This window comes from Brevundimonas sp., from assembly GCF_044239655.1.
Classification (GTDB): Bacteria; Pseudomonadota; Alphaproteobacteria; order Caulobacterales; family Caulobacteraceae; genus Brevundimonas.
Genome location: NZ_JBIIAY010000027.1, coordinates 17,411 through 29,618, shown reverse-complemented (window position 1 = coordinate 29,618; position 12,208 = coordinate 17,411). Strand labels below are relative to the sequence as shown.

Here is a 12,208-nt window from a genome sequence, read left to right as displayed (position 1 = left end):
CAAAACCCCCCCCCGTGGGGGGGGGGGGCCCGGCCCCGGGGGGGGGGGGCCTGAACGCAAACGCCGCTCTTGGCCCTGGCCCCCTCCGTCTCTCCGCTTCGCTTCGAGCCACCTCCCCCAAGGGGGGAGGATTGGATCAGTAGATTTCGAACAGGCCCGCTGCACCCATGCCGCCGCCGATGCACATGGTGACGACGCCGTATTTCGCGCCGCGCCGCTTGCCCTCGATCAGGACGTGGCCGGTCATCCGGGCACCCGACATGCCGTAGGGGTGGCCGATCGAGATGGCGCCGCCCGAGACGTTCAGCCGATCGTCGGGAATGCCCAGCACGTCCTGGCAGTGCAGCACCTGCGCCGCGAAGGCCTCGTTCAGCTCCCAGATGCCGATGTCGTCGACGGTCAGACCGTGCCGGCGCAGCAGGATCGGCACGGCGTAGACCGGCCCGATCCCCATCTCGTCAGGCTCGCACCCCGCGACCGCCATGCCGCGATAGGCACCGAGCGGCTGGAGCGCACGCTTCACGGCTTCACCCGCCTCCATGATGACGCAGGCGGAGGCCCCGTCCGACAGCTGGGACGCATTGCCCGCCGTGATGAACTCGCCCTGCTGGATCTCCTCGCCGCCGCCAAAGACGGTCTTCAGCGATTTCAGGCCTTCCAGCGTGGTGTCGGCGCGGTTGCCTTCGTCCCTGGACAGGGTCACTTCCCTGGCCGAGGCCTGGCCTGTCGCCTTGTCCATCACCTGCATGGTGGTGGTCATCGGCACGATCTCGGCGTCGAACCGACCGGCGTCCTGGGCCGCCGCCGTGCGCTGCTGCGAGCGCAGGGCGTATTCGTCCTGGCGGTCGCGCGAAATGCCATAGCGGCGCGACACCACCTCGGCGGTCTCCAGCATCGACATATAGATGTGGGGCGAGAGCTTCAGAAGCTCTTCGTCCTTCATCCGGTACAGGTTCATGTGCTGGTTCTGGACCAGGGAGATGGACTCCAGCCCGCCCCCGACCGCCATCTTCATCTGATCGAAGACCACCTGTTTGGCCGCCGTGGCGATCCCCATCAGGCCCGAGGCGCACTGGCGGTCCAGGCTCATGCCCGGGACCGAGGCCGGCAGTCCGGCGGCCAGGGCAACCTGACGCGCGACATTGGTGCCGGTGCCGCCCTGTTGCAGGGCCGCGCCCATGACGACGTCCTCGATCTCGGCGGGATCGACACCGGCGCGGGCGACCGCATGCCTGACCGCATGAGCGCCCAGTTGCTGGGGCGCGGTGTCGTTGAAGGCCCCGCGATAGGCGCGGCCGATCGGGGTCCGGGCGGTCGAGACGATAACGGCTTCACGCATGGGGATGCATCCTTGTTCTAGGGCGCTACCGTTCGGCTCGCGGAGCCTCACTGCTTGAGCGCGGGTTTCCTCTTCGCGTCCGGCTTCTGTGTCCGGGTTCGCGCACTTTCGTACGAACCTACGCACCTGCCGTGGCGTCAACGCAAGTCGGCATGCGTTTCAAGTCTCGAGGCAGAGCAAACCGAGCGTGGGCGCGACGGCCTCAGCCGCCATGATATTTCTGCGCCTTGGTCAGTTCGATCATCCCCTGGGCGGCACCCATCTCGGGCACGATCTCGCCCGTGCGGTCCGAGATGGCGTCGAAACGGTCGGCGATCTGTTCCAGCGCGTCCGGGCCCGTCGCATAGTGCCCTTGCGTGATCGTGACATAGGCGCGCTCGAAGCCGCCGGCACCGGCGGCCAGGATGACGCGGCTGGGGGCGTCCTCGCTGACGAGATACAGCAGGCCCGGCGACACCAGTTCGGGCCCCAAGGCCTCGAGCGGCAAGGCGGCACCCAGGTCCTCGGTCATGCGGGTGTGGGCGGTCGGGGCCAGGCAGTTGACCTTGATGTTGTTCTTGGCCCCCTCGATCGACAGGGTCTGCATCAGGCCGACCAGTGCCATCTTGGCCGCGCCGTAGTTGGCCTGGCCGAAGTTGCCGTACAGGCCCGACGACGAGGTGGTCATGACGATGCGGCCATAGTTCCGCGCCCGCATCCCGTCCCAGACTGCCTTGGTGCAGTTGACCGCCCCCATCAGGTGGACGTCGACGACGAAGCGGAAATCCTCCAGCGTCATCTTGGCGAACGACTTGTCGCGCAGGACGCCGGCATTGTTGACCAGGATATCGACGGAGCCCCATCGGGCGACCGCTTCGTCGACCATGGCCTGGACCGCGACCGGATCGGTGACCGAGGCCCCGTTGGCGATGGCCTCGCCGCCCGCCGCGACGATCTCGGCGACGACCGACTGGGCGGGTGAAGCGGACGAGCCTTCGCCGTCCCGCGCGACCCCCAGGTCGTTGACCACCACCCTGGCCCCTCGTGCCGCCAGCGCCAGGGCGTGCTGTCGGCCCAGGCCGCCGCCTGCGCCCGTCACGATCGCCACCTTGCCGTCGAACCGGATTGCCATGGTCATCCTCCTTGAAGCTTTGAACCGCGTTTAAGCGTGCGCCGTTACGTAAGCCAAGAGCGCCGGATGTGTTGAAATGGCGCCACAGTCGCCACATTCAGGTTCAAAATGTGGATGGGTACGGAACCCTGCACACGGGTCGCCGTTCCCGCAGTCGAGTGCTTCGCGGCAAGCGAGGCCCATCGACATTATCTTTGTATGAGGACGACCATGAAGCTGAAACTTCTCGCGAGTGTTGCTGTTGCGGGGCTGTTCGCAGCCGGTGCTGCGGCGGCTGAGCCCGACGGCTGGTACGGTGCCGTTGACGCCGGCTACCATCACATGGACCGCGACATGGTCATGGAGTCGGCCACCACCGGCAACAATTTCCATTTCGAGGTCAACGACGGCTGGGCCGCTTTCGGGCGCCTGGGTTACCGGTTCAACCCGAACTGGCGCGTTGAACTTGAAGGTGGATATCGCTCTGGCGATGTCGGCCGCGTCCGCGCCTCGACCGGCCCGAACGGCGTCTGCAATCTAGACCCCGCCATCGGTCCCTGCTACTCGCCCGAAGGTGACATCACCTCGACGACCCTGATGGCCAACGTCATCTATGACTTCGGCTGGGAATACTGGGGCATCCGTCCCTTCGTCGGCCTGGGTGCCGGTGTGAACCACGTCAACACCGACCTGATCGGCCGTCACCGCAACAACCGCACGGTCGGCTTCGCCGCCGACGACTCGTCCACCAAGTTCGCGGCGCAAGCCATCGCGGGTCTGGCCTGGGCCGTTTCGGACCGCGCCAACATCGACCTGACCTATCGCTACCTGACGGGCGACGCCGAGTTCTTCACGAACTCGTCGGTCGCGGCCTTCTCGCAAGGCACGATGGAAGGCGACTACGACTCCTCGCACACCGTGACCCTGGGCCTGCGTTACGCCTTCGGCCCCGACGCCGAGCCGGTCGCACCGCCGCCCCCGCCCTACGTCCCGCCGCCCGCTCCGCCGGTCGTCGCGCCCCCGCCCCCGCCGCCCCCGGCTCCCGTTCAGGGCCCCGTGCGTCGTGAGTTCGTGGTCTACTTCGACTGGGATCGCTCGGACCTGACGCCGGAAGCCCGCACGGTCATCACCTCGGCGGCCAACTACGCCAAGTCCGGTCGTCCGACACGCGTCCTGGTCGTCGGCCACGCCGACACCTCCGGCTCGGCCGCCTACAACATCGGCCTGTCGAACCGTCGTGCCCGCACCACGGCTGACGCCCTGGTCGCCCAAGGCGTCCCCGGCGGCATCCTGTCGCTGAACGGCGTGGGTGAAACGCAACTCGCCAAGGCCACGGCCGACGGCGTGCGCGAGCCGCTGAACCGTCGCGCCACGATCGACATCAACTTCTAGGACGAACGGGACCGCGTTTCGCCGCGGTCCCGGCCTGGACGATCTGATACTGAAGAATCGCCGGTCGCTCACGCGGCCGGTGATTTTTCGTTTGATTTCAGTCCTGGCGAGCGTTTTTTCCGGAAACGGCCGTTTCAGAACGGGTTTCTGCGTCACAAATCCGCCGCTGACATGACGGATTCGACAAGTTCTGCGAGAGGGGGCGTCGCGAGCCTTGCCATGCGGCGTCTGCGGCCTCTAGGAAGATGAACCGCCGTGCTGAGCTCAGGAATTTACAGGTTTGCTCGCCAGTCTCGATCCTGATTATCCCGAGGTCCCGGCCTCAGAGAGCACGGTCGTCGACGCCCTCGGGTTGGCCGGCCGCCGGTTCCTGATCGTCACGGCGCCCTTCGGGCCCTTCGGCCGCGTCCTGGCCGAGACCCTGCGGGCGCGCGGTGCCGAGGTGTCGCGGATGCTGCTCAATGCCGGCGACCTGCTCTATTGGCGCGGCCCGGGCGGAATTCAGTTCAAGGGCGAGGCGACGGCATGGCCCGCCGCCCTGGACGCCATGGCCCCGGACTATACGGACATCGTCGTGTTCGGTGAGGGCGGGGCCTACAACCAGGCCGTCCTGCGCGACGTCGAACGGTTCTCGGCCACCGTCTGGGTGCTCGAGAACGGCTATTTCCGCCCCGATTGGGTCACGCTGGAAAGGAACGGCGTCAACGCCTCGTCCAACTTGCCGCGCACCCGCCACGCCTATGAGCCGCCGACGCCCGAGATTCCGGTGACCCGCGCGGTCGGCAAGATCCTGCCCCACCATGTGCTGAACATCAGCCTGTATCACCTGATCCAGCTGCCGGGCCGTTGGCTGTTCCCGCGCTACAAGGCCCCCTACACCGTCGCGCCCTGGCTTCAGTGCGCGGGCCATATCCGCCGCTACATCGGCCTGGCCTTCCAGCGGAGCGATGCCTGCGATCCCGTAGCCATCCGCCGCAAGGGCCCCTTCTTCATCGCCTGCCTGCAACGCGAGGGCGACGCCCAGCTGCTCCGCTATTCGCATTTCGCCGACAACACCGCCTTCCTGGCCGAAGTGATGACCAGCTTTGCCGCCCATGCGCCCAAGGATGCCCGGCTGATCGTCAAGAACCATCCGCTGGATCCCGGCCTGGTCGATCTGGGCCGGATCACCTATCGGCTGGCGGTGGACCGGGGGTTGGAGAGCCGGGTCGACTTCATCGACGGCGGCAATCTGGCCCAGCTGTGCCGCGCGTCCCTGGGGATGGTGGTCAACAACTCCAGCGCCGCCCTGTCGGCCCTGGGTTTCCACACTCCGGTCAAGGTGCTGGGCGAGGCCTTCTTCGACTTCGACGGCCTGACGGACCAGCAACCGCTGGACGGCTTCTGGACCCGGCCCGCCACGCCGGATTCGGACCTGTTCCACCGCTTCCGCGCCCATGTGATCGCGCGCAGCCAGCTGAACGGCAACTATCACGAGCCGCGCGCCCTGGGCCCGACCGCCCAGGCCATCGCCGACGCCTTCCAGGGCCGCAAGCGCCGCTGACCCGGCTGAACGGTCGGACGATGTATCCGAAGGGCCGGGACGGACGTATCTGATTGCAGACGCCGTCCTTTCGCTTCTCGGAGCCCCGCCATGTCCCTTCGATCCCTCCTGATCGCCGCAGCCATCGCCGCCGCGACGGCCTGTTCACCGGCTGCCCCGCCCGCTTCGGCCCAGGCGTCGGGGACCGACAGCGGCCGGCGCGAGGTCGCGGTCTTCGCCGGCGGCTGTTTCTGGTCCGTAGAGGCGAATTTCGAGCGTATGCCGGGCGTGGTCTCCGCCGTGTCGGGCTTTGCAGGTGGGCGGTTGGCCAATCCCACCTATGATCAGGTGGTGCGAGGCGACACCGGCCACCTGGAAGCTGTCCAGGTCACTTTCGATCCGGCCCGTACCAGCTATCGCCAGCTGGTCGACCGGTTCTGGCGCACCATCGATCCGACCGATCCCGACGGACAGTTCTGCGACCAGGGTGCCCCCTACGCCACCGCCGTCTTCGCCACTTCCGCCCAGAAGCCCGCCGCCCTCGCCTCGCGTCAGGCGGCGGTCGCCGTGATCGGCGCGCGTCGCTTCGTCACACCCGTGCGCGACGCCGCCCGCTTCTGGCCGGCCGAGGCCTACCACCAGGACTTCGCCCGCCTGAACCCGGTCCGCTACGGCGGCTATACCCGCTTCTGCGGTCGTGCCGCCCGCCTGAGGCAGGTCTGGGGCGCGTAAAGTACCAGCCCCGTTCCAGAAGGCGCAGCATCCGCTGCCAGCGGTGCCCGCCAAAGCCACGCAGCCTGTGGCGGTAGGCCTCTCGGGCTCAAGTCGCGCGACCGCGCGGTAGCCCCCTCGGGCTCAAGTAGCGCGACGCGCGGTAGCCCCAAAAGGACTGTGGCCCAAGGGTCACCCTGTGGCCTTGTCATATCACTGTCACATCACTGTCGTCGCTCGTTCCAATACGGGACGTAGACGGGGCGAGATTTCGACCGGCTGCCTCCTTTTCGCCGGGCATGGGCATTGGCCCGCATCTTTCTGGGGATACAGAAACCATGATGAACCGCAAACGCGTGTTCTGGGCGACGACCGCCCTCTTTACCGGCATGCTCGCCGCCGGCGCCGCCTCCGCTCAATCGACCGGCACCGAAGCGACCGAAGTCGAATCCGTCGTCGTCACGGGCGCGCGCGGTCCGGCCACCGCCGGCGTCGCTGTCGCCGAGACGGTCGCCAAGACCCGCAACACCATCAACCAGGAATTCATCGCCACCCAGCAGGCCGGTCAGACCATCCTGCAGGTCCTGAACCTGACGCCGGGCCTCAGCTTCACCAACGCCGACCCCTACGGGTCGTCGGGCGGCAACATCCGTCTGCGCGGCTTCGACGGCAACCGCGTCTCGCTGACCTTCGACGGTATCCCGCTGAACGACACCGGCAACTACGCCACCTACACCAACCAGCAGCTGGACCCGGAACTGATCGAGCGCGCCTCGGTCAACACCGGCTCGACCGACGTCGACAGCCCGACCGCTTCGGCGACCGGCGGCACCATCAACTACGTCACGCGCCGTCCGGCCGCGGACTTCGGTGGCTGGGTCCAGGGTTCGCTGGGTGACTTCAACTATCGCCGCATCATGGGCCTCGTCGACACCGGCGAAGTCGGCCCCTGGGGCACCACGGCCTGGTTCGCCGTCTCGTACCAGAACTATGACAAGTTCAAGGGCATCGGCGAGCTGGAGAAGACCCAGTTCAACGGCCGCATCTATCAGCCGCTGGGCGACAACGGCGACTTCGTCGCCCTGTCGGGTCACTACAACGAGAACCGCAACAACAACTACAACGGCCCGAACCTGGCTACCTCGACCGGCTTCTGCGACGTCGCCCGGACCCAGGTCTGCGGTGATCAGGTCAACGATCCGGCCAACCCGTTCGGCTGGAACATCGACTTCGACCGCACCTATGTCGCGCCGACCGTCCGGACGGGCGTCGCCGACCTCGACACCAACGGCACCGGCTACTGGGGTCTGCGGGTCAACCCGTCCAACACGGGCAACATCCGCGGCAACTCGCGCTTCACCCTGATGGACGGCCTGGTCCTGACGATCGACCCGTCGTTCCAGTACACCCTGGCCAACGGCGGCACCCAGCAGGCGGTCCTGTCGGAAACCAACCAGCTGCTGCGCGGCACCCGCACCACGGGCGGCGTCGATCTGAACGGCGACGGCGACATCCTCGACAGCGTACGCGTCATGACGCCGTCGAACACCAACACCCATCGCTATGGCCTGAACTCCTCGCTGATCTGGGACCTGAACGACAGCCATCGCCTGCGCGCCGCCTATGCGCTGGACTGGGGTCGTCACCGCCAGAACGGTCACTACGGCTTCGTTGACTTCACCATCCCGACCAAGCCGGTCTTCGTCGACGTGTTCGGTGGTCGTAATGACGAGGACAACCGCGTCACCAACCTGGACGGCTATGAGCTGCAGGCCCGCGACCGCAAGTCGATCGCCATGCTGAACCAGTTCTCGCTGGAATATCGCGGCCGCTTCCTGGCCGACGCCCTGACGGTGAACATCGGCGTTCGCGCGCCCTTCTTCGAGCGTGAGCTGAACCAGAACTGCTTCTCGCAGAACTCGTCCTCGAACGTGCTCTGCACCAGCCAGGTCCCGAACGCGCCCCTGGCCAACGGCAACGTGACCTTCGGCACCTCGACGACCCAGTACATCCGTCCCTATTCGCTGACGAAGAAGTACGACGACATCCTGCCCAACGTCGGTGCGACCTACCGCTTCGGCGACGGTCATTCGGTGTTCGCCAGCTACGGCGAATCCCTGTCGGCCCCGCGTACCGACAGCCTGTATGTCGTGCGTCGTCTGGCCGACGGCTCGATCGGCAATCCGACGGTCCAGCCCGAAGAGTCCAAGAACATCGACCTGGGCTACCGCTACACGGCCTCGACCCTGGTCGTTCAGGCCTCGGTGTTCTCGAACCAGTTCGACAACCGCATCGTCTCGACCTTCGACCCCGACCTGGACACCTTCGTGGACCGCAACGTGGGTTCGGTGGAATCGATGGGCGCCGAGTTCTCGGTGGGCTGGGAGCCGATCGAGAACCTGAGCCTGTACGCCACGGCCTCGTTCCTCGACAGCGAACTGCAAGACAACTACGTCTTCAACGCCGCCGGAGCCCAACTGCAGACCAAGGGCAAGAAGCAGGTGGAAACGCCTGAGGAAATGTTCTCGGCCCGCGCCAGCTACAAGTTCAACGACGTGTTCTCGGCCGGGGTTCAGGCCAAGTACACCGGCGAACGCTGGGTGACCGACGTCAACGACCTGAAGACCGACGCCTATACGATCGTCGACATGGACGCCCGCTTCGACCTGGCCACCTTCGGCCTGGAAGGCACCTACATGCAGTTCAACGTCACCAACGTCACGGACGAAGACTACTACGCCAACCTGGGCACGGGCGCTTCGGCGACCCCGGGCCAGCTCGGCTACGGCCGTCGCTTCGCCGGTGTCGGTGCTCCGCGCACCGTCATGGCCAGCCTGCGCGTCTCCTTCTAAGGACACGCTGCCTGATCAGACTGCGAAAGGGGCCGCGAGCGATCGCGGCCCCTTTTTGCTGTCTTCTTTGGCCTGGCGGTTTGAGGTCAGATCGACATCGGGTCGTGAAGACCGCGCCGGCCCGGCGCGGTCTGCCGACGTCCGGTCGAGGATATAGGATTAAATTCTTGCGCGAATCTTGCGCCTGCATCGCGACGTGCCCACATCGATCGACAGGTCTTTGAAATGTGCAGGTCCAGTGGCTCACCGCGACCAGGGTGAGAACCGACAGATTTGGCGGTCGTCCCCGACGACCCCCGGATAAGTCATTGTTTTCGCTGAGCCGCTCGTGGCGGCTTGGCGGTTTGGCGGTGTGTTTTCGCTGCGCCACCGCCAACGCAGCTCGCGTCAGCAACCCGCTTGCGCGACCCTGTTCCGTTCCGACTTCACCGGAAGGAGCGGAGGGCTCAGGCCGCGCCGACCTCGGCGTCGTCGGGCTGGGGCAGGGGGCGCAGGTCCTCGACCGGCGAGATATAGTCGGCCATGGCGTCGAACTCGCTCAGGAAATGGGCGCGCAGGTCGTCGGTCTCCATGATGACCTCGTGCTTGGCCCCCGGAACCTCGACATAACGACCCCGGCCCAGCCGTTTGGCCGCCCATTTGTTGGTCTGTTTCCAGACCCGGTCATCCTCGCCCGCCTGGACGAAGGTGGTCGGGATCTTGACGGCTTTCAGGGCCTTGGGCTTGAGCGCGCGCTCGCCGGCGTCCAGCGCAAAGGCCAGCCAACCCCAGGTCGGGCCACCGACGGCCAGATGCGGACATGCGTAAAGCTGCTGACGCCACAGCTCGTAACGGCCCTCGTCCGAGGTCAGGGCGTCCTTCTCGAAGGTGTGGTCGAAGGGGTCGTCGGCATCGTCCAGCACGAACTCGCCGGCCTTGCCGTGACGCAGGTTCCAGCGCACGGCCAGCTTGACCGACCACATCGACCGCTTGCCGGTCTTGATGCGCAGCATCGGTCCGACCAGGACGGCTCCCGAAAAGCGGTTCTCCCCGTTCTCGAGCGTCAGCAGGTTCAGCGCCGCCCCCATCGAATGGCCGACCATGATCCAGGGCTTGGGCGCGCGGGTCTCGAAGGCGTTCAGCAGCCGGTCATAGTCGTCCAGGAACTCCTCGACGGCGCGGGCATGGCCCTTCAGCCGGTCGGGCAGCAGCCGCGCCGACAGTCCCTGTCCACGCCAGTCGTGGGCCAGGACGCAGAAACCCCGGGCCAGAAAATTGCCGATCACCTCGAAATATTTCTCGATCGGCTCGGTGCGGCCGGGCGACAGGATGACCGTGCCGCGGGGCTTCTTGGCCACCATGGCCGACGGCGTCCAGAACGCGGCGCGCAGCCGCAAGCCCCCGGCGCCCCGGAACCAGTCACCCTGTCCGCCCGGAGGCGAGGAGGCACCCGGAACCCCCATCAGGGGGGCCTGGGCGGCGAAGGCTTGGGCTCGGTTCACTCAGGCTTCCTGAACTTCAAGGTCATGCGGTCGCTTTCGCCGATCGCATCGTATTTGCTGCGGTCGAACGTCGGGTCGGGCGCCTGACCCTGCGGCGCCGTCAGACGCTGGGGCGGCAGGGTTTCGACGCCGAACGGATGATCCTTGGTATCCGTTGCATTCGCGTTGATTTCCGAGGAGGCCACGAAAATAAAGCCCGCCTCGGCCGCAAGCTGGCGCACGAAGGCCTCCTGGACATAGCCGTTGGCCGCGGACGGGTCCTGGTCCTCGTCCGGCGCCAGACGATGCTGTTCGATGCCCAGCACCCCGGCGGGCCGCAGGGCCTCGAAAGCGTCGGAGAAGGCCTTTTCGGCGATGCCGGCCGCCATCCAGGCATGGATGTTGCGCATGAACAGGACCAGGTCCGCCGACCCGGCCGGAGCGACCGCGCCGGTCGTCGGTCCGAAGGCCGAGAATTTGACCTCGCCATACAGTTTCGGATCGGCCGTGAACCGCTGTTCGTAGTTGGCCATCAGGGCCGCCTGCGCCGGGTCGGCTCCCGGCCCGGTCGGGAAGCCCGCCGCATAATAGGTGCCCTCACCCCGCGACAGATAGGGGGCCAGGATCTCGGTGTACCAGCCGCTGCCGGGCCAGAAATCCACCACCGTCATCCGGGGCTGAAGGCCGAAGAAACGCAGCGTCTCCATCGGGTGTCGCGCCGGATCGCGGACCCGGTCGGCGGCGCGCCACGGCCCCTGGATGGCCCATTCCAGCGTGCCTTCGGGCGGACCGGCGGGTGTGTCCGGGGCCTTGGTCTCGGCGGGTTCGGGCTTGCGGTCACAGGCGCTGGGCAGGACCAGCGTCGCCGCCGCCATCATCAGCATGGATCGCCGCGAGGGCGTCGTCCGCGAGGTTGGCGCGCGCTGTCCCATCAAGGTCTCCCACCCAACCGTGCTGACCCACGGCCGCCCAAGGGTGAGGGCTTAACGGGGTTCTATCGTGCGGTCAAAAGGGGCGGGTCAGCCCGGTTTACGGAAGCGCAGCGTCATCCGGTCCGCTTCGCCGATCGCATCGTACTCGGCGCGCTGTTCCGGGGTCAGGGCCCCCGTGCCGTCGCGGTTGGCCGAGCGGCGTGCGGGCGGCAGGGTCCAGACGCCGAACGGGTGGTCGCGGTCGTCCTTCGCATTGGCGTTCAGCTCGCTGCGCGCCTCCAGCACGAAGCCGGCGTCCTGGGCGGCGTGGATCACATAGCTTTCGGGCACATAGCCGGTGGAGGCGACGGTCGCGACATTGATGCCGTCGACACTGCGTTGCTCCTCGATGGCGAGGATGCCGCCGGGCTTCAGCGCCTTGAAGAAGGCCGCCAGATAAGGCTCGGTGCGGCCGTCGCGGGCCCAGTTGTGCAGGGCGCGGGCCACGATGACGATGTCGGCCGTCCCGTCGGCGACCCCCATCCCCTCCAGCGGCTTGGCCACCCCGACATAGGTTCCGCCGGTCGCTGTGGCATAGGGCTGGAGGATGTTGCGCCACCAGCCGGCCGCGCCGGGCTCGATCTCGACGATGGTTGTGCCGGGGTTCAGACCCCAGAAGGTCAGGGTCTCCAACGGGCGGCGCTGGCCGTCGCGGGCGACGTCGGCGGCGGGACGGGTGTCGGACCCGATCGCCGCCTGCAACGCCTCGTCCTCCTGAAGCACGGGCGGGGTCATCGCGGCGCGACGGGCGACGCGCTGGGCCGGGGTCTCGCCCAGGGTCGGCAGGTCGAGCCGGGTGGCTTGCTGCGCAGCGGCGGGAACGGCCGCCAGCAGGGCGCAGGAAATCAGGACGGGGGCGATCAGGCGCATG

9 protein-coding genes are annotated in these 12,208 nt (G+C 67.1%); 4 read left to right on the top strand and 5 right to left on the bottom strand.

All coding sequences use genetic code 11. The annotated features are described in order from the left end of the window. Positions 1-136: 136 nt before the first annotated feature. Both ACILQR_RS05595 and ACILQR_RS05590 read right to left on the bottom strand, forming a co-directional pair. Positions 137-1,339: an acetyl-CoA C-acyltransferase gene (locus ACILQR_RS05595; protein ID WP_395650493.1), complete on the bottom strand. Its 1,203-nt coding sequence runs from the start codon at positions 1,337-1,339 to the stop codon at positions 137-139. A gap of 202 nt (positions 1,340-1,541) precedes the next feature. Beyond that, on the bottom strand, positions 1,542-2,450 hold the full coding sequence (locus tag ACILQR_RS05590; RefSeq protein ID WP_395650492.1) for an SDR family NAD(P)-dependent oxidoreductase: 909 nt from the start codon (positions 2,448-2,450) through the stop codon (positions 1,542-1,544). Between the two features lie 210 nt (positions 2,451-2,660). Between ACILQR_RS05590 and ACILQR_RS05585 the strand changes: the two genes are divergently transcribed. From ACILQR_RS05585 to ACILQR_RS05570, 4 genes are all read left to right on the top strand, one after another. Next, complete coding sequence (locus tag ACILQR_RS05585) at positions 2,661-3,821, top strand: outer membrane beta-barrel protein (RefSeq protein ID WP_395650491.1); 1,161 nt, start codon at positions 2,661-2,663, stop codon at positions 3,819-3,821. 280 nt (positions 3,822-4,101) lie between these two features. Then, entirely contained in the window at positions 4,102-5,364 is a 1,263-nt protein-coding gene (locus tag ACILQR_RS05580; RefSeq protein WP_395650490.1) for a capsule biosynthesis protein, read from the top strand. Positions 5,365-5,454: 90 nt separating this feature from the next. After that, on the top strand, positions 5,455-6,075 hold the full coding sequence (gene msrA / locus ACILQR_RS05575) for a peptide-methionine (S)-S-oxide reductase MsrA (RefSeq protein WP_395650489.1): 621 nt from the start codon (positions 5,455-5,457) through the stop codon (positions 6,073-6,075). A 317-nt stretch (positions 6,076-6,392) separates the two neighbouring features. Continuing rightward, positions 6,393-8,906, top strand: a complete 2,514-nt coding sequence (locus ACILQR_RS05570) for a TonB-dependent receptor (RefSeq protein ID WP_395650488.1) — start codon at positions 6,393-6,395, stop codon at positions 8,904-8,906. 446 nt (positions 8,907-9,352) lie between these two features. On the opposite strand, the gene ACILQR_RS05565 is transcribed toward ACILQR_RS05570, so the two are convergent. The 3 genes from ACILQR_RS05565 to ACILQR_RS05555 form a co-directional block, all read right to left on the bottom strand. Continuing rightward, positions 9,353-10,387 carry an alpha/beta fold hydrolase gene (locus ACILQR_RS05565; RefSeq protein WP_395650487.1) on the bottom strand — a complete coding sequence of 345 codons (1,035 nt, stop codon included), beginning with the start codon at positions 10,385-10,387 and terminating at the stop codon, positions 9,353-9,355. Beyond that, positions 10,384-11,298 carry a class I SAM-dependent methyltransferase gene (locus ACILQR_RS05560; RefSeq protein ID WP_395650486.1) on the bottom strand — a complete coding sequence of 305 codons (915 nt, stop codon included), beginning with the start codon at positions 11,296-11,298 and terminating at the stop codon, positions 10,384-10,386. Before ACILQR_RS05560 ends, ACILQR_RS05565 begins: the two co-directional genes overlap by 4 nt. 87 nt (positions 11,299-11,385) lie before the next feature. Then, a complete protein-coding gene (locus ACILQR_RS05555; RefSeq protein WP_395650485.1) occupies positions 11,386-12,207 on the bottom strand; it encodes a class I SAM-dependent methyltransferase in 822 nt (273 codons plus the stop codon). Position 12,208 lies beyond the last annotated feature (1 nt).